This window comes from Mesorhizobium sp. B2-4-1, assembly GCF_006442185.1.
Lineage (GTDB): Bacteria > Pseudomonadota > Alphaproteobacteria > Rhizobiales > Rhizobiaceae > Mesorhizobium.
Genome location: NZ_VFVN01000001.1, coordinates 207,340 through 225,156, shown reverse-complemented (window position 1 = coordinate 225,156; position 17,817 = coordinate 207,340). Strand labels below are relative to the sequence as shown.

18 protein-coding genes and 1 tRNA gene are annotated in these 17,817 nt (G+C 63.1%); 10 read left to right on the top strand and 9 right to left on the bottom strand.

The annotated features are described in order from the left end of the window. Positions 1 to 25 precede the first annotated feature (25 nt). From FJ949_RS01185 to FJ949_RS01175, 3 genes are all read right to left on the bottom strand, one after another. Positions 26 to 982, bottom strand: coding sequence for an alpha/beta hydrolase (locus FJ949_RS01185; protein WP_263496401.1), 957 nt, complete (start codon positions 980 to 982; stop codon positions 26 to 28). 142 nt (positions 983 to 1,124) lie between these two features. Continuing rightward, positions 1,125 to 2,114 (bottom strand): alpha/beta hydrolase, encoded by a 990-nt coding sequence (locus tag FJ949_RS01180; RefSeq protein ID WP_210239740.1) that lies wholly within the window; start codon positions 2,112 to 2,114, stop codon positions 1,125 to 1,127. Between the two features lie 393 nt (positions 2,115 to 2,507). Then, positions 2,508 to 2,912 carry a hypothetical protein gene (locus FJ949_RS01175; RefSeq protein WP_224646210.1) on the bottom strand — a complete coding sequence of 135 codons (405 nt, stop codon included), beginning with the start codon at positions 2,910 to 2,912 and terminating at the stop codon, positions 2,508 to 2,510. Between the two features lie 201 nt (positions 2,913 to 3,113). Between FJ949_RS01175 and FJ949_RS01170 the strand changes: the two genes are divergently transcribed. The 3 genes from FJ949_RS01170 (at position 3,114) to FJ949_RS01160 (ending at position 6,350) form a co-directional block, all read left to right on the top strand. After that, a complete protein-coding gene (locus tag FJ949_RS01170) occupies positions 3,114 to 5,027 on the top strand; it encodes a DUF4396 domain-containing protein (protein ID WP_140491518.1) in 1,914 nt (637 codons plus the stop codon). A 153-nt stretch (positions 5,028 to 5,180) separates the two neighbouring features. Further along, the gene (locus FJ949_RS01165) at positions 5,181 to 5,555 is read left to right on the top strand and encodes an avidin/streptavidin family protein (RefSeq protein ID WP_140491516.1); all 375 of its coding nucleotides are present in this window, start codon (positions 5,181 to 5,183) and stop codon (positions 5,553 to 5,555) included. Positions 5,556 to 5,696: 141 nt separating this feature from the next. Next, a complete protein-coding gene (locus FJ949_RS01160; RefSeq protein ID WP_140491514.1) occupies positions 5,697 to 6,350 on the top strand; it encodes a hypothetical protein in 654 nt (217 codons plus the stop codon). Between the two features lie 65 nt (positions 6,351 to 6,415). Here FJ949_RS01160 and FJ949_RS01155 read toward each other — a convergent pair whose 3' ends face one another. The 4 genes from FJ949_RS01155 to FJ949_RS01135 all read right to left on the bottom strand — a co-directional run bounded on the left by FJ949_RS01155 (position 6,416) and on the right by FJ949_RS01135 (position 8,581). Continuing rightward, positions 6,416 to 6,709, bottom strand: a complete 294-nt coding sequence (locus tag FJ949_RS01155) for a muconolactone Delta-isomerase family protein (protein ID WP_140491512.1) — start codon at positions 6,707 to 6,709, stop codon at positions 6,416 to 6,418. A gap of 62 nt (positions 6,710 to 6,771) precedes the next feature. Next, complete coding sequence (locus tag FJ949_RS01150) at positions 6,772 to 7,044, bottom strand: DUF1127 domain-containing protein (protein WP_224646212.1); 273 nt, start codon at positions 7,042 to 7,044, stop codon at positions 6,772 to 6,774. Positions 7,045 to 7,137: 93 nt separating this feature from the next. Then, entirely contained in the window at positions 7,138 to 7,377 is a 240-nt protein-coding gene (locus FJ949_RS01145) for a hypothetical protein (protein WP_140491510.1), read from the bottom strand. Positions 7,378 to 7,669: 292 nt separating this feature from the next. Further along, a complete protein-coding gene (locus tag FJ949_RS01135; RefSeq protein WP_140491508.1) occupies positions 7,670 to 8,581 on the bottom strand; it encodes a LysR family transcriptional regulator in 912 nt (303 codons plus the stop codon). Between the two features lie 121 nt (positions 8,582 to 8,702). Here FJ949_RS01135 and FJ949_RS01130 point away from each other — a divergent pair, with 121 nt between their 5' ends. Then, positions 8,703 to 9,857: an HlyD family secretion protein gene (locus FJ949_RS01130; protein WP_140491506.1), complete on the top strand. Its 1,155-nt coding sequence runs from the start codon at positions 8,703 to 8,705 to the stop codon at positions 9,855 to 9,857. Between the two features lie 92 nt (positions 9,858 to 9,949). Next, complete coding sequence (locus FJ949_RS01125; RefSeq protein WP_140491504.1) at positions 9,950 to 11,572, top strand: MDR family MFS transporter; 1,623 nt, start codon at positions 9,950 to 9,952, stop codon at positions 11,570 to 11,572. Between the two features lie 270 nt (positions 11,573 to 11,842). Here FJ949_RS01125 and FJ949_RS01120 read toward each other — a convergent pair. Together FJ949_RS01120 and FJ949_RS01115 are read right to left on the bottom strand one after the other, a co-directional pair. Beyond that, positions 11,843 to 11,919, bottom strand: a tRNA-Arg gene (locus tag FJ949_RS01120). Positions 11,920 to 12,145: 226 nt separating this feature from the next. Continuing rightward, positions 12,146 to 13,633: a HAMP domain-containing sensor histidine kinase gene (locus FJ949_RS01115; RefSeq protein ID WP_140491502.1), complete on the bottom strand. Its 1,488-nt coding sequence runs from the start codon at positions 13,631 to 13,633 to the stop codon at positions 12,146 to 12,148. 301 nt (positions 13,634 to 13,934) lie between these two features. Between FJ949_RS01115 and rpmH the strand changes: the two genes are divergently transcribed. From rpmH to yihA, 5 genes are all read left to right on the top strand, one after another. Further along, complete coding sequence (rpmH, locus tag FJ949_RS01105; protein ID WP_008833937.1) at positions 13,935 to 14,069, top strand: 50S ribosomal protein L34; 135 nt, start codon at positions 13,935 to 13,937, stop codon at positions 14,067 to 14,069. A 14-nt stretch (positions 14,070 to 14,083) separates the two neighbouring features. Continuing rightward, entirely contained in the window at positions 14,084 to 14,437 is a 354-nt protein-coding gene (gene rnpA / locus FJ949_RS01100; protein WP_140491500.1) for a ribonuclease P protein component, read from the top strand. 14 nt (positions 14,438 to 14,451) lie between these two features. Beyond that, complete coding sequence (gene yidC / locus FJ949_RS01095; protein ID WP_140491498.1) at positions 14,452 to 16,272, top strand: membrane protein insertase YidC; 1,821 nt, start codon at positions 14,452 to 14,454, stop codon at positions 16,270 to 16,272. Positions 16,273 to 16,522: 250 nt separating this feature from the next. Continuing rightward, a complete protein-coding gene (locus FJ949_RS01090; RefSeq protein ID WP_140491496.1) occupies positions 16,523 to 17,161 on the top strand; it encodes a CatB-related O-acetyltransferase in 639 nt (212 codons plus the stop codon). Further along, on the top strand, positions 17,158 to 17,817 hold the full coding sequence (yihA, locus tag FJ949_RS01085; RefSeq protein WP_140491494.1) for a ribosome biogenesis GTP-binding protein YihA/YsxC: 660 nt from the start codon (positions 17,158 to 17,160) through the stop codon (positions 17,815 to 17,817). The genes FJ949_RS01090 and yihA overlap by 4 nt, the downstream gene beginning before the upstream one ends.

The window sequence follows — 17,817 nt, the reverse complement described above, 5'->3', positions numbered from 1 at the left end:
TTTCCGCTCCGGTCGTGTCCTCGGATCAGCGCTGTTCCCGCACGCTCCGGAGGAAATGGATCATCGCGGCGTTGACCTCGTCCGGGCGTTCCTGCTGGGTCCAGTGCCCGCAGCCGGGCAGCATCAACTTGTCGCGGAGTTGCGGGACGAAATTTCCGAGATTGGCCAGCAGCTGATCCATTCCGGGGAAGGCGACAACCAGATCGCGGTCGCCTGCTATATAGAGGGCGGGGACCTTGATCCGCGCGCCCGCAAAGGGCGCCATCAGCTCCCAGTTCCGGTCGATGTTGCGGTACCAGTTGAGACCTCCGGCAAAACCGGTGCGCTGGAACTCGCCGGCGTAGAAATCGAGGTCGCCTTGGCTGAGCCAGGGCGGTAGGCCCGGCGGTGCCTCGACGGCTTGCAGGAAACCTCCATCATGTGGAACCATGCCGATTCCACCCGCGCTCGTGCCCGAGGCATCCCCCGATGCGGCGTAAAGCATGGCCCGCACCGTGGTCCGGGGGTCCCGCTCCAGCTCGGCTTCTGCAATGCCGGGTTGCTGGAAATAGAGCTGGTAGAATTGCGAGTCCGTCGTTCGGGGCATCACGCTGGTTGGGCGCACCTTGGCCCGCGGCCGGAACGGCACGCTGAGGCCGATGACGGCTTGGAATCGGTCCGGGCGCATCAGCGCCGCGTGCCAGGCGACGACGGCGCCCCAGTCGTGGCCGGCGATGATGGCGGTCGGCGCTTCGAGGGCGTCGAGAAGGCCCACCATGTCGCCGACCAGATGGAAGAGCGTATACTGTTCGACCGCCTCCGGCCGATCGCTCCTGCCATAGCCCCGCATGTCGGGGGCGACGGCGTGAAAGCCCGCCGCCGCGAGCGCACTCAATTGATGGCGCCACGAATACCAGGATTCGGGAAAGCCGTGGCACAAGAGCACCAAAGGGCCATCGCCCTGCTCCGCGACGTTGAGGCGGATGCCGTTGGTCTCGACCATTCGCTGTGTCGGTTCGCTCACGGCTGCTTCTCGTGCTCGTGTGTCAGCCTCAGTTTATTAATGGCTGGCGGCGGAGGCCGCAACGAGTGACTGTCTCAGGAACGATCAGGGCGATGAATGTCCAAAGCGGATGATCACCGCACTATTTCGCTCCGCGATAGATTTGACTGAAGAAGGCGACCAGCTCCTTGGTGAGGAACTCCGGGTTTTCGTCGGGCAGCCAGTGCCCGGTGTCCGGTGCGACACCGCCGCGCACGTTGATGCCGAGGTCCTTCGCCATGGCGAGTTCCGTCATGCCGTTGCTCTTGTCGCCGGCAAGCGCCAGGATAGGCATCGGCAGTCTGCGTTTCTCAAATTCGGCGAAACGGCGCTCGTCTTCGGGAAAGGCGCGATAGAGCTCGAAGCCGGCACGAAGCCCTCCTGGAGCGGCGTAGGCCCTGGCATAGACCGCTATGTCCTCGTCGGCGACGTGCCTGTAGGCGCGCTTCAGATAGAAATCCCGGATGAACGGGTATTCGTGGCCCGCGACCAACATTTCGGCGATGTCGCGCTGCTGGAACAGCCCGAAATGCCAAAGCTCCGGATCGGGCTTGTGCTTCGCCTCGTTCCATGCGGCGGTGGCCGGAATCGGCACGTCGAGCATCACCAAACTCGCGACCTCGTCCGGCCACTGCGCGGCGTAGGCATAGGCGACCATCACGCCGATGTCGCGCCCGACCAGATCGACCTTGGTCGCGCCGAGCCCGTGGACAAGGGCGCGAATATCGGCGGCCATAGTCGCTTTGTCATACCCGGCGAGTGGCTTGTCGGATTCTCCCGCACCGCGATAGTCGACGGCGACGACGCGGTAGCCGGCCTTCGCCAGCGACGGCATCACATTCCGCCATGTATACCAGGTCTGCGGCCAACCGTGCAGCAGTACCACGAGCGGGCCGGTGGCGCCGCCGCCGATGACATAGTGGAGCCGGGTACCGTTCGCGTCGATATAGCGGTGCTGGAATTGCGCCTCAAAGCCGGGTGGCAGGCCGGTTTGCTGCGTTTCAACAGAGGTTGCGTGCTGCTGTTCTTGCGCGGGTGCGGGGGCGCAGAGCGCGGCAAAGGTCAGCGCCATAGCTGTGACGAGGCACCGCATTCGAGTAGGTCCCTTTAACGTTTGCACGCAGTCCAGCCACGTTGGCCATGAACTCGACCGGCAGTTCATGAACGACGGCGGCGCCGTCTGTCTCGTTCAGCTTCGAGTCGATCCCAAGCTGCTCCAGCGCCGAAGCGATCCGATGCGTGCGCCCGTCGAACAGCTTTCCTGATCCGGCTCTTTCGCTGGATGAAATGATCCTGAATCTCCGGCGTGACCTTGTCCGTCAGCGGGCGTCGTCCGGCCAAACCCCCACGCGCGGGAAAGGTTCCCCCGTGAGCGCCAGGAGGCGTCGCCTGCTAACAGACAACGGTGCGACACTGTTCGTCAATTGGCGGCCTGCTGGTTGATTGTCTTGCAAAAAAGGGCGCGCCGGCGCGGTCGCAGCCATTCTCATTTCACCCTTTGCCGGAACCTGGAATGGCAGCGGTTGGCGAAGGTGATCTCCACGCGGTCGCCCTCGAAGGCTTCGATCAGCGGGCCCGGGCTCACACAGTTATAGGCGAGGATCGGCGTGTCGAGCCTCTCGGCGAACCTCGCGACGGCCGGCTCCGCCGCCAGCCTCGCCTTGGACAGGCCTGGCCGATCAGTTTCGTTGGCAAGCAGCGGCAGGTCGCGCAACGCCTGGCCGTCGGGCAGGGTAACAGCGTCTTGCCTCATCGCGGCCATGTCGTGGCCGGCATGGCCGCCCATATCCATGCCGGGCATCGACATGTCGTCCATCTTCGTCTGCGCCAGTGCGCGCGGGCTCGCCAGAACCGTCGCCAGGCCTGCCGCCAGAAAACCGCGTCGATGCATTTTTTGCTCCTTGCGCCCGATGGAAAGGCCTCGCCGGAAGACCTCGCTCCGACCCTAGAGGTTCCAGTAGCTGGAAGGTCAAGCGGGATCGAGCCGTCGGCGTATGAGAGGAACAGACGGGATCGTATCCGCCACGACCGCGTTCATCCGCAGGAGGGCACAACCTGCCGTTTTATCTGACGACGCAAAGAGGCCGAATCCATGCTTATCCAACCGATCGACTATTTTCTGGTCGCCTGGTTCGTGCTCGCCCTGGCCTCGACGCTCTATGTCGGCGTTGACCAGTACCGCAACAATCCTGAGCCGGTGGTGATGAAATGGGGCTTCATCCTGGTGACGCTCTATATGGGCCCGCTCGGGCTGCTGCTTTACGTGCTCGCCGACAAGGAGCCGCGCCCGGGCGAGCATGAAGCCTTCACCAGTCCGCTCTGGAAGCAGGGCGTCGGCTCGACCATCCACTGTGTCGCCGGCGATGCGACGGGCATCATCCTTGCCGCGGTCGTCACCGCCACGCTCGGCCTGCCGATGTGGCTCGATCTCATCGTCGAATATCTCGCCGGCTTCGCGTTCGGCCTTTTCATCTTCCAGTCGCTGTTCATGAAATCGATGATGGGCGGCAGCTATTGGGAAAACGTGCGCAAGAGCTTCCTGCCCGAGTTCATTTCGATGAACTTCATGATGGCCGGCATGGCGCCGGTCATGAGCTTCCTGATGATGGGCCGCGACATGCGCGCCATGGAGCCGACCGAGCTGCTGTTCTGGGGCGTGATGTCGCTCGGCGTCATCGCCGGTTTCGCGCTTGCCTACCCCGCCAATGTCTGGCTGGTTGCGCGCGAGTTGAAGCACGGCCTGATGACCGAGCGCCCGCCGGAGGCCGGGAAAGACAACCAGGAGCCCGCTGCCAGGAGGCAGCATGCGCAGACGCAAATGCGGCAGGCCGGTGGCCATGGTCATCGCGAGCATGGCCACGACACGGGTTCCCACAAAAGCAAGGGCGGCCATCAGACGCGGTCGGACGCGACCACGCCGCAGATCGCCGCGCTCGGCGTGGTGTCGCTGATTGTGCTTGGTGTTGGCATGGCCGCTCCGGCGAACTGGCTGAACCTCAGGCTTTCGGCCCGCGACGTCGGCGGGGTGATCATGCCGCAGGGCATGATCATGGACCGCGACACCCCGGCCGACGCCATGCGCGACATGGCGGCGGCCGATCCGCGCCTCGTCACCGCTTCATACGACCTCGCCACCAAGGGCGACCAGGATCTGCCGTTCCGAATGGAGAACGGCGTGAAGGTGTTCGAGCTGAAGCCCTCGGTGATCCGCTGGCAGATCCTGCCGGACGTCGCGGTCGATGCCTATGCCTATAACGGCCAGATTCCCGGCCCGCGCATCCACATCCGGCAGGGTGACCGCATCAGGGTCAACGTGACAAACGATCTGCCTGAGGAAACGACCGTGCACTGGCATGGCCTGATCCTGCCCAACCAGATGGACGGGCCGGCCGAGATCACGCAGGCCCCGATCGAGCCGGGGCAGACCTATTCTTACGAATTCACGGCCACCCAGCACGGCACCTATTTCTACCATCCGCACGCCAAGCCCGACCGCACCCAGGCACTCGGCCTCTATGGCGCCCTGATCATCGATCCCGCCAACCCCGCCGATGAGGTCGCCGCCGACCATGACTACGTCATCGAGTTGCAGGAATGGCTGGTGCGAGAGGGGCTGACCTATCCCTCGATGCCGATGGACGGCGGCATGCCGAACTTCTTCACCATCAACGGCAAGGCCTATCCCTCCACCGAGACGATCCGCATGAAGGTCGGCGAGACCCTGAAGGTTCGCTTCATCGGCACCAACAACGGCTTCATCCATCCGATGCACATTCATGGCGGACCATTCGAGGTCGTCGCGCGCGACGGCGAGACCATTCCCCCTTCGGCCCGCTTCCTCGCCGACACCATCAATGTCGGTCCGGGCCAGCGCTATGATGTCGTCTGGACGGCGCGGCGACCCGGCAAATGGCTCATCCACTGCCACATTCCGCACCACACGACGAACAACAATGTTGAGCAAAAGGGCGGCGGCGGGCTGATGGTCGTCATCGACGTCAGCTGACGCGGGAGCCGGAATTGGCGCTGTTGCGGCATCAGAGCCGCACATGGCCCGGTGACCGTTGCCGAGAGTTGGCCTCGACGCCCAGCGACGCAGGCAGCCTCGGAACACGGGCGGGCCCTGCACGTTGATCCCGAACCGCTCGTGGAGTGCACCATGCCAGATTGGATCGGGACTTGGCGAAACCAATACGGCTCGACCGTCATCATCGAGGACGATGCGGAAGGCGTCATCCGCGGCATGTTCAGGACGGCGTTGGAAGACAGCAGTTTCTTTGGTCAGGAACTTTCGATCCATGGCGCTGCTTGCGGCGACGTAATCGGCTTCACGGCTGCGGGACAGGGCAAGGCCGGGCCTGCGGCCGTGAGCTACACCGGTATTCTGAGGGAAAGTAAGCTCGAGATGCTTTGGCATACCGTTGCAGGGCAGACCCTTACCGCATCGGCGGAAGGGGCGCCTGCCAGGATAGTCAGAGTTGGGGCATGGCGCGCCTTCGGGACCAGCCTGGATGTGTTCGAGCGCGTGGAATGACCAACCCCTCGGGCCGGCGTGATCCCATGGGCGGCTACGGAAGGCCGCCGGGCCCGCATGGGATATGCGCGACTGAAAGTGGCTTGCCGATCCTGAGCGATTTCGGCGGCGTTGTGGTCGAGCCGACCGGAGGACGATGGGATGGCCGAAGAAGGCAACGACGCGCAGGTAGTCCTGCAGTGCATGACAACCGAGCACTTCGTGCTGCAGACCGCCCGCGCGGCCACCATTCAGGAGGCGAATCAGCGCGCCAATCTGTTCCTCACATCGGTCTCAAGCGCGGCGATCGCTCTGTCATTCGTGGCGCAGGTCACGAAAATGGGCACGCCGTTCGTGCTGTTCAGCCTGATCTTGCTGCCCTGCGTTTTCTTCATCGGCCTGGTCACCTTCGTCCGCGCCGTGCAGGTCGCCATCGAGGACATGGTGCACGCCCGTGGAATGGCGCGGATCCGGCACTACTACGTCGAAGTCGCGCCCGCCATGCAAAGCTACCTCGTTCATTCCACGCATGACGATCGCTCGGCGGTGCTCGTGGACAAGGGGCTCAGCCCATCGCCGTTGCAGTATTTCATGACCACGGCCGGAATGGTGAGCGTGATCAGCAGCGCCATCGCAGGTGTCTTTACGGGCATAGCCGCCACAGCGGCAGCCGGCGCCGGAATGGCTCTCGGTGTGGCAGCCGGGATGCTCGCCTTCGCTGCAAGCGTGTTCGTGCTGCGCAGCTACCACCTGCGGGCTTGGGCGGCGGCCGAGCAAAGACTGACGGTTCTTTTCCCAGGCACGCGCGGGGAATGAAGCTCTGCGGAGCCAGGGATCGCTTGGCCGAGGTCCCATATGCCATGCATGCCTTGTGACATCTTCTATTGCCGCGGCCCAAAGCCTCTATATGGCCGTAACGGAACAATGGAAACCGTTTCCTGCATGCCGCTTTTGAACAGCGGAAGGGCATCCAGCACCGAGCGAACCTCTTCCTCCGCTTCCGCCTCCATGAGAAGACAGGCGCCGCCCATGTCGCCGCGATTCCAGATTTGTCGCACGGTGCTCGCCATGAAGAGTCGGCGAACGCCTTCGGCTTCGGCTTCCAGTCTCTCGGGCGTGTAGTCCGCGTCGTTGAAGCTTTCCGTCCGCCGACGTGTCAAGACCATGAACTGCATGTTCTTTCTCCTGTTGATGAAGGTAAGGCTCCCGCTGGGTGCTTGATACCTGTCATGGTTATTTAGCGGCCATCGGCTGGAACAGGGCGGAAAGGATCGTTTTTCCAGTCTCGGCCGGCAACGTCGGCGCGAGAAAGACCGATGTCTTGCAATTGCGAGTCCGTGAGTTCCATCAGCATGCGGCGGCTCTGGCGCCTTTCCATACCGGCTTCGACCCAGACCAAGATCGCCGCGACGCGCGCCATCAGAATCTGTAGAGCCTCGACTCCACGCCGCTGCGGTGCACTCCTTGTTTCGGCCCGCTCCAAGGCGGCGCCGTTGACGACTGCGTCCATCGCATTTCTCCTTTTTTTCGCGACCGGTCGAACCCCGAGGGGAAGGCGGCGAATGAGCTCGCTGCTTTGGGGTTCGGCGGCCGGAGCCGGTGTCTAACGGTTGCCGAAAAGGTCCCGGCGATGCTCGACCGCCTGATCCTGCGCGATGGCCGCATTGGAGCCCGCATTGAGCAGTTCGTAGGCTGCACTATGCGCGATCGAGGACGTGTGGGTGCTGTCGAGCTGTTCCCGGGCAATCGCGCTGATGTCGGAACCGCCGACCTTCGGGTTCTCGGCGAGTGCGGCGCCAGTGATGGCCAGGAGCGCGGCGGCGGCAAGAGCGATCTTTTTCATGGAAGTCTCCTAAGGTTGAGTTCCGGACTTGGTTCAAGAACAGGTCCTTGCCTGTTCGCCAAGAAGATGCATCTTGGGCCCGCTCATGATAATCATCGGAGATTGGGAAGGATCATCCGCCAAGAGCGGATAATAGGATCATGAGCGGGCGTGCTGCCTCAGCGCTGACCCGTCCGGATCGAGGATTTTGCCATGTCGGCGCTGGCAATCGTTGCGGCCCTTGCCGGCATGTGGGCCGGCCATAGACGGCGTATCAGCCCGACTTTCCGGCGGCGGACGCCGTGACTGCTGTTCAGTACTTCAATTCCATCCACCTGCGGTGTTCGGCAAAGCGCTCGGCCAACAGATCGATGAAAGTCCTGACCTTGGCCGAGACATGGTGACGATGCGGATAGAACGCGTTGATCGCGAACTCGACTCCTGAATATTCCTCCAGCACCCGGACAAGGCGCCCCGCGCTCAGGTCGTCGGCCACGAGAAAGGGCGGCGGTATGAACAGACCGCGGCCGTCGAGAGCAAGGCGTCTGAGCGTCTCCTGGCTGTTGGTCAATAAGTTGCCATCGACGCGGACGGAAACGGGCCCGCCGTCGGGGTCCTCGAAACGCCACTCGTTACCGAAAGGATATGACGCATGGCGCATGCAATTGTGGCGTGCGAGGTCATCGGGCCGACGCGGTGTTCCATGGCGTTCGAAATAGCCGGGCGAACCGCAGACGATGTTGCGCCATGAGGTCAGCCGCCGGACGATCAGGCTTGAATCGGGAAGCGGCAGCGAACGCACGTCAAGGTCGAAGCCCTCCTCCACCATGTCGACCATTCTTTCGCCGACGGTGAGATCGACCGAAACAGCCGGATAAAGGTTGACGAATTCGGAAACGATCGGCGCCAGAAAACGGATGACGCTCATGCTGGAATGAAGGCGAAGCGTGCCTTGCGGCGTCGCCTGAAGTGCTCCCGCGACGCGGTCCGCCTCCTCCAGATCGGCGAGGATCTGCGAGGAACGCTGATAGTAAGCCTGGCCGATCTCGGTCAGGCTCACCTTGCGGGTGGTGCGGTTGAGAAGCCGGACGCCGAGCCTGTCCTCCAGCGCCTGGACGTGGTTGCTGACCATGGTCGTCGACATGTTGAGGCGTCGGGCTGCCGCGGAAAAGCCGCCGCATTCCACAACGCGGCCAAACACCGTCAAGCTCGTGAGCCTGTCCATTTCGATTATCCGCTCTTAATGGATGATCCTTCTGTTCTTTCCTCGATTATCACATCAAGATTGCCGTTGCATCGTCCTTGCACCAATCGGCCACTCGGCCCGACCGTGAGAGGAGATTACGATGACCGTAAGCGTCAAACCCGCCACCTTGGAATACCCGGTTGAGGTGAAGCCCGCGCTGCGGGCCCGCAAGACGATGATCAAGCGCACCGTTGTCGGGTTGGGTCTGGTGGTCGGCCTGACCGCGGCTGCGCTCTACGGCTATGACTATTGGACGGTCGGGCAGTATCTGCAATCGACCGACGATGCCTATGTCAAGGCCGACTATACGACTGTCGCGCCGAAGATCTCGGGCCACATCGCCGAGGTGCTGGTCGATGACAACACTCCCGTCAAGGCGGGCCAGGTTCTGGCCCGCATCGACGACCGCGACTTCAGGACCGCGCTCGACCAAGCGCAAGCCAATGTCGAAGCAGCCGAAGCGACGCTGCATAACCTCGACGCCCAGATCGGCCTGCAGCATTCGGTGGTCGAACAGCAAAAGGCCAACGTCGCCGCAACCGAGGCGAAGCTCAAATTCGCGCAGCAGGAGGGTGACCGCTATAAAACCCTGCTGAAAAGCGGCTACGGCACCAGCCAACGCGCCCAGCAAGCCGCGGCCTCCCTTGGCGAAAACGAAGCCCAACTGCGGCGGGATCGCGCCGCACTGGTTGCTGCCCGCAAAGCGATCGACGTGCTCACGACTGAGCGCGGCAAGGCGGAGGCCGAGCGCGACAGCAGCCAGGCCGCCCTGCGTCAGGCGAAACTCAATCTCTCCTACACCACGATCACAGCGCCCGTCGACGGCACCGTCGGGGCCCGTTCGCTTCGCGTCGGCCAGTATGTGCAGGCCGGCACGCTGCTCATGGCGGTGGTGCCGCTGAATGCGGTCTATGTCGTGGCCAATTTCAAGGAAACACAGCTCACTCATGTGCAGAGCGGACAGCCGGTCGAGATCGCCGTCGACGGCTTTCCCGGCGTGGCACTCAAGGGCCGCGTCGACAGTGTGTCGCCGGCCAGCGGTCTCGAGTTCGCGCTGCTGCCCCCGGATAACGCCACCGGCAATTTCACCAAGATCGTGCAGCGCATCCCGGTGAAGATCGCGATCAACGACGGCAGGCTCGCCGGCAAGCTGCGCGCCGGCATGTCGGCGGAACCGACGATCGACACGAAGGCAACCATCCTGGCCGAACGGGGTGAACCGGACAGCGGCCGCCGGATCATCGCCGGCTGGTAACTCGTAGCGGCTGCGCGAGGTTCTCCGGGACCTCGCATGGTGGCCGCCACGCCAGTGTCTCACGCGCGCTTCGTCAAACAAGGAATTCAGCCGTGCCCGCGATCTTCACCACCAACCCCACGCCTGCGCCGGCGGCAGCCAAAGCATCGAGCTTGGCGCCCACCGATGCCTCTTCCGCCTCGCTCAAGACCTGGATCGCCGTCATTGGCTCGACGCTCGGCGCCTTCATGGCGGTCCTCAACATCCAGATCGTCAACGCATCCCTCGCCGACATTCAGGGCGCCATCGGCGCCGGCATCGATGACGGCGGCTGGATATCGACCGCCTACCTGGTGGCCGAGATCGTCGTCATTCCTCTCACCGGCTGGCTGTCGCGGGTCTTTTCCATCCGCCTTTATCTTCTGGCCAATGCAATCCTGTTTCTCGCCTTCTCGGTTGCCTGCGCCTTCGCGCAAAACCTTCAGCAGATGATTGTTCTGCGTGCTTTGCAGGGCTTTTGCGGCGGCGTGCTGATCCCGGTCGCCTTCACCATCACCATAACCCTCCTGCCCAAGGCGAAGCAGCCGATCGGATTCGCCCTGTTCGCGCTGTCGGCGACCTTCGCACCGGCCATCGGACCGACAATCGGTGGCTATCTCACCGAGAACTGGGGCTGGCAGTTCATCTTCTATGTCAACTTGGTCCCCGGCGCGCTGATGGTCGGCATGCTGTGGATGTCCCTCGAAAGGGCGCCGATGCAGCTTTCGCTGCTGCGCCAGGGCGACTGGGCCGGGATCATCACCATGGCGATCGGGCTCGGCACCTTGCAGACCGTGCTCGAGGAGGGCAACAAGGACGATTGGTTCGGCTCGCCGTTCATCGTGCGGCTGTCCTTGATCGCCCTCGTCAGCCTCTCGCTTTTCCTGTGGATCGAGTTGAGAAGCGAAAGGCCCTTGCTTAACCTCAGACTGTTCGCCCGCTGGAATTTCGGTTTCTCCATCCTGGCCAGCTTCCTGCTCGGAATTGCGCTCTACGGGGCGGTGTTCATCCTGCCCGTCTATCTCGCGCGCATCCAGGGCTACAACGCCCAGCAGATCGGCATGGTGCTGGCCTGGACAGGCCTGCCGCAACTGGTGCTGATCCCGCTGGTGCCGCAGTTGATGAAGCGTTTCGACATGCGCATTATCGTCGCCTTCGGCTTTGCGCTGTTCGCGGCGAGCAATTTCATGAACATCGAAATGACGGCGACCTACGCGTCGGAGCAGTTCTTTTGGCCGAATGTCGTCCGTGCCGTCGGTCAGGCCCTGGTCATGGTACCCCTGGCTGCGGTCGCTACGGCCGGCATCGAGCAGGAGAACGCCGGCTCCGCCTCCGCACTGTTCAACATGATCCGCAATCTCGGCGGCGCCGTCGGCATCGCCATGCTGCAGACTTTTCTGACCAAGCGCGAGCAGTTCCACTCCAACGTGCTGGTGCGGTCGGTGTCGCTGTTCGAAGAGAGCACTCGCGCGCGCATCGAGCATCTGACCCGGTACTTCCTGGCGCATGGCGCCGGCGATCGCGCAGCCGCGATGCACAAGGCCGTCATCGCCATCGGACAGATGGTGCGCAAGCAGGCTTTCATCATGGCTTTCAGCGACGCGTTCTATCTGCTCGGAGCAGCCCTTGTCGTCGCGTTCTTCGCCACGCTGCTGTTGCGCAACCCGGGCCATGTCGAGGCGGGTGGCGCGCACTGAAAGATCGGAAAGAAGAATTACAATGATTTCAAATCCCGAGTACGCCTGCGCGGCCCCGGAATGTGAGTCTGTCACGGTGCACCGCCAGGAGACTCAGCAAATTCGAATGCTTGGCAGAGACTGTGCCGTTCCAAGTAGGGCACTTTAGCCCATAGTGCGATTTTGGCACCGGCTGCCGCCGTCTTGCCAAAACCGGCTGAATTCCGAAAATCGAGCCAGTGGCGTCGCGCTCGAAACGCCTGGAAGTCTATTGATTTCAATAGGATAAAATGGCGCGCCCGAAGAGATTCGAACTCCTGACCCCCAGATTCGTAGTCTGGTGCTCTATCCAGCTGAGCTACGGGCGCGCATCAGGTCATGCTTTCCATGACCCCGCGATCCGATCCTTGAGGACCGGCCGCGAATGTGTGCAGTTCCCTAGCGACTGAATTCGCGAAAAGCAAGCCGATCCGGCAAAAGTTTTGTCGTCGATGCGTCATCCGCTGGATCCGGCCGGAAATCGGGTTGTTCGAAGCGGCATTCAGGGCGAAGGGGGGCCGGACCGGTTTGCGGGCGAAACAGCGCCCAAGCCTGTCAGGCCGGGCGGCGCAGCCCGTTGCGGGCCTGGTCGAGCCGCACCGGCTGGTCGGGAATGGTGACGGCGAAGGTGGTGCGCCCGCCGATCGATTCGACCAGCTCCACCGTGCCGCCATGCGCGCGGATCAGTTCATGCGCGATCGCCAGGCCAAGCCCGGTGCCGCCGCTGCGCGCAGAGCCGCGGAACGCCGCGAACAGGTTCTCGCGCGCCTTCGGCGGCAGGCCGGGACCGGTGTCGGTCACGACGATGCGGCTGACGCTGCCCATGCGCTCGGCCGAAACCGCCAGCCGGCGCACCACGGCGCTCTCCGTGTCCGCCGCCATCGCCTGCACGGCGTTGCGGCACAGATTGGTGAGCACGCGGAACAACTGGTCGGAATCGGCGTCCACCTCGAACGCCTTTTCGACCGCGTTGATGAACTCGATGCCTTCCTCGATGTCGAGCAGGCCGTGCACGTCCTCGACCAGCTGGCGCAGCCGCACGCGCCGGCGCGAAGGCGGCGGCTCCTGCGTACGGCCGTAATGAAGCACGCCTTCCGAGTAGGAGACCGCACGGTCGAGCGCACGCAGGAGCTTCGGCGCGAAGGCCTGCACGGTCGGATCCTTGACCTGGCGCAGGCGGTCCGAAATGAGCTGCGCCGAGGCCAGGATGTTGCGCATGTCGTGGTTGATCTTCGACACGGCGAGGCCGAGGTCGGCCAGGTGCTTCTGCTCGGTCAGCATCTTCTGCAGCCGCTCCTGCATCTGCGACAGCTCGCGCTCGGCCACCCCGATCTCATCGGCGCGAGCGGCGGGATGAATGATCCGGCTGGGGTCGTCGGGGGCCTGCGAGAAGGACAGCATGGAGCGCGTCATGTTGCGGATCGGTCCGATCATGATCAGGTCGATCGCGGCATAGACCAGCATGGCCGTGAACAGCGAGATCAGCAGCGAGACGAAGGCGACGTTGCGCGAATAGATAAGCATCGCCTTGCGCAGGCTGTAGTCCGGCATGATCAGCTCGAACTCCTTGTCGCTGTCGCCGACCGGCCCGAAGACGCGCAGCATCCGGTCGCCGCCGAAAAACAGCGTGTCGAGCGCGCCGGTCATGCCCTTGACCATGCCGACGCTGGCGAGGTCGATGTGCTCGTCGACCTGCGGCGGCATATCGGCCACCACAAGCAGCCGCGACACGCCGCCGTCGCGCACCGCGATCGCCTTGGCGCCGATCGCCATAAGCACGTCGTTCTGCGCCGTGCGCGACAGCGAGGTCGGTTCGCCCTGCACCAGCACGATCGATACGGCAGCGGCGGTACTCAGCCGCTCCTTGAGCCAGGCCAGCCGGTAGCTGGCGATCCAGGGCAGGAAGATGAGCACCTCGGCCAAAAGCACGAAAACGATGGTCAACAGCAGCAGTTTTGTCGACAGGCCGCGCGACAAGGGTACGCTGCGGACGGCGGCTGGCGCTGGTCCTGTCCCTTCCTCGGCGTGCGTGGTTTCGCTCATGCGGTCCTGTCTTCACAATCGCTTGATCAGCCCAGATTAGGCGATTGCGGCTTTTTTGCCAATTTCCCCCTTGGTCGGAGAGATATAATTGCCGCCGAAAGTGCGCATCCCGGGCCCGGCGACACCGGCCCGGCACCGGCCCGGCACCGGATTGACTTCCAAAACCCTTCTTTCTATAAGCCCGCTCACGCTTGGGCCATTCGTCCCGGCGCGGTTTCGATCGCGCCAAAGCCGGCCCGGCAAAGCTCCTGTTACAGAGTGACAGAATCAAGAAGGGCCGCACCCCGCGGTATTAAAACAAATGAAGCGTACCTACCAACCGTCCAAACTCGTCCGCAAACGCCGGCACGGTTTCCGTGCCCGCATGGCCACCAAGGGTGGTCGCGGCGTCGTCGCAGCTCGCCGCAACCGCGGCCGCAAGCGGCTCAGCGCCTGAGCGAGACAAGATCGTTGCCCGCAACCGGCAAGCCAGTGGGACAAAATCCCAAGCGGCTTCTGAAACGCGCGGAATTCCTGGCCGTCCGCCGTGGTGAAAAACGTCGCGGGCGGTTTTTCCTCGTCGAGGTCCTCGACCGCGGCGACGGCGGCGCGCCGCGCGTCGGCTACACCGTCACCAAGAAGGTCGGCAACGCGGTCGTGCGCAACCGCGTCAGGCGGCGGCTGAAAGAGGCCGTGCGCACCCATGCGGCCGATGACATGATGCCCGGCAATGATTATGTCATCGTCGGGCGCGATGATGCGCTCCGCGCCCCGTTCGGCCAGTTGAAGGTCGAACTCTCCCGCCGACTTCGCGGAACACGATAGGCCAAGGGCTCTCGATGGAAAACAACCGAAACTTCTTCATCACCATCGCGCTGTCGGTGCTGATCCTGACCCTGTGGCAGGTCTTCTACATGAACCCGCGCGTCGAACAGCAGCGCGAGGCGGCGCGCGTCGAGCAGCAGCGCGTGGAAGAGCAGAAGAAGGCGGCGGAGACAGCCAATCCGGGCGCGGCAACGCCGGCACCGGCCGGCACCGCTCCCGGTGCCATCCCCAACGCGCCCGGCGGAGACACCGTTACCGCGGCCAGCCGCGACCAGGCGCTGGCGGCTTCGAAGCGCGTCAAGATCGACACGCCGAGCCTCGAAGGCTCGATCAACCTGACCGGCGCCCGTCTCGACGACCTCAAGCTCAAGCACTACACCGAAACCGTCGACAAGGATTCGCCCAAGATCGAACTGCTCAACCCTTCGGAGTTGCCCAGCGGCTACTTCGCCGAGATCGGCTTCGTCGGCAACGACAAGACGGGCACGGTACCGGGCGCGGATACGGTGTGGAACGTCGAAGGCAATCCGACGCTGACCCCGTCGACGCCGGTGACGCTGACTTACACCAGTGACAAGGGGCTGACCTTCAAGCGCACCTTCTCTGTGGACAGCGACTACATGTTCACCGTTTCCGACGAGGTGCGCAACTCGGGTTCGGCCCCGGTTACGCTATCGAATTACGGCCGCGTAACGCGCTACGACAAGCCGGCGGTCGCCAGCACCTACGTGCTGCATGAAGGCCTGATCGGCTTCACCGGTGCGGAAGGCCTGCAGGAACACAAATACGCGTCCATCGAGAAGGACAAGGAAGTCAAGCCGGGCAAGTCGACGGACGGCTGGCTTGGCATTACCGACAAATACTGGGCGGTGACGGTGGTCCCGAGCGAGAAGCAGCCGTTCCAGCCGCGCTTCGGCTATTTCGTGGACGGCCGCCACCGCTACCAGTCCGACTTCCTCACCGACCCGATCAATGTCGAGGCCGGCCAGTCGGCAACCGTCGAGACCGAGGTCTTCGCCGGCGCCAAGGAAGTCGCCAAGATCAATGCCTATGCCGAAGACCGCCACATCAAGCGGTTCGACCTGCTGATCGACTGGGGTTGGTTCCACTTCATCACCAAGCCGATGTTCTGGCTGATCGACACGCTCTACAAATTCCTCGGCAATTTCGGCCTGGCGATCCTCGCCACCACCGTCATCGTCAAGGCCATCTTCTTCCCGCTCGCCAATAAGTCCTACGCGTCGATGGCGAACATGAAGAAGGTGCAGCCCAAGATGCTCGAGATCCGCGAGAAATACGCGGACGACAAGATGAAGCAGCAGCAGGCGATGATGGAGCTGTACAAGACCGAGAAGATCAATCCGCTCGCCGGCTGCTGGCCGGTGGCATTGCAGATCCCGGTCTTCTTCTCGCTCTACAAGGTGCTCTACATCACCATCGAGATGCGCCATGCGCCGTTCTTCGGCTGGATCCAGGATCTGGCCGCGCCCGATCCGACCTCGATCTTCAACCTGTTCGGCCTTGTTCCGATCACGCTTCCGCACATGCTGATGATCGGCGTCTGGCCGCTGATCATGGGCGTCACCATGTTCCTGCAGATGCGCATGAACCCGACGCCGCCGGATCCGACGCAGGCCGCCATCTTCACCTGGATGCCCGTCATCTTCACCTTCATGATGGCTGGTTTTCCAGCAGGCCTGGTCATCTACTGGGCCTGGAACAACACGCTGTCGATCCTCCAGCAAGGCGTGATCATGAAGCGCCAGGGCGCCAAGATCGAACTGTGGGACAATCTGCTAGCGCTGTTCCGCAAGAAACCGTCGCCAGCGGAATAGAGGCGCCGGCTCACGATTTCAAAAAACCCCGGCTCGTCCGGGTTTTTTCTTGTGCGCCGGCATCGGTCCACGTCCGCCCGCGATGGGCGAAACTGCAAACGCGCGGCACCGTCCGATCCGGCAAATGCGCTTGTCCACCATCGAAGACTCGCTCCCGGGGCGATTGGTGCTATACGGCGGATTACGCTACTTTGACGAGGTGTGCGCCGACGCGGGACGCGTCCGCCAGCCAATTCCCGGACGAACCGCCATGACCGGACCCAATCCCGACATCAAGCACCCGATCCCGATGCACACGCGCGTCGGCTTCCTCAAGGCGCTGGTGAGCGCGCCCAACATCGAGATCGGCGACTTCACCTATTATGACGATCCGGAAGGGCCGGATAAATTCGCCGAGAAATGCGTGCTGCACCACTATTCCTTCATCGGCGACAGGCTGATCATCGGTAAGTTCTGCGCCATCGCCGAAGGTGCCCGCTTCATCATGAACGGCGCCAACCACGCCATGTCCGGTTTTTCGACCTATCCGTTCAACATTCTCGGCCATGGCTGGGAAAAGGGTTTCGACCCCGTCACATGGTCGAAGGAGGTGCGCGGCGACACGGTGGTCGGCAACGATGTCTGGATCGGCATGGAGGCAGTGATCCTGCCGGGGGTGCAAATCGGACATGGCGCCATCGTTGCGGCGAAGTCCGTGGTCACGCACGACGTGCGGCCCTATGCCATCGTCGCCGGCAACGCGGCCAAGGTCGTCAAGATGCGTTTCGACGACAGGACGATCCGGCGGCTGCTGGCGGTGGCTTGGTGGGATTGGCCGGTGGACAAGATCAGCCGCAACCTCGATGCCATCAGGGGCGCCGATATTTCTCTTCTGGAGACAGCAGCTTGAACGCTCAATACAGCACCACGATCGGCACGGACCTGTTTACCCGCGGGTGGATCTTCATCCGCGGTGTGCCCGCCATGAAGTTCCTGCCGCCGGAAGGGCCGCCGGAAATCGCCTTTGCCGGCCGCTCCAACGTCGGCAAGTCGTCGCTGATCAACGCTCTGGTCAACCAGAAGGGCCTGGCGCGCACCTCCAACACGCCAGGGCGCACGCAGGAACTCAATTATTTCGTGCCGGACGGATTTTCGGGGGAGGGCGCCGACCTGCCGCCAATGGCATTGGTCGACATGCCGGGCTACGGCTATGCCACCGCGCCCAAGGAAAAGGTCGACGATTGGACGAAGCTGGTCTTCGACTATCTCAAGGGCCGTGTCACGCTGAAGCGGGTTTATGTGCTGATCGACGCCCGCCACGGCATCAAGGCCAAGGACGACGAGGTGCTGTCGCTGCTCGACAAGGCGGCGGTTTCGTACCAGGTCGTGCTGACCAAGACCGACAAGATCAAGGCCGCCGGCGTGCCGCGGCTGATTGAGGAGACGCTTGCCAAGATCAAGAAGCGACCGGCGGCGTTTCCTTTCGTGCTGGCGACGTCATCGGAAAAGGCCGAGGGCCTGGAGGAGCTGCGCGCCGCGATCGTGCTCGCGGCCAATGGCGGCTAG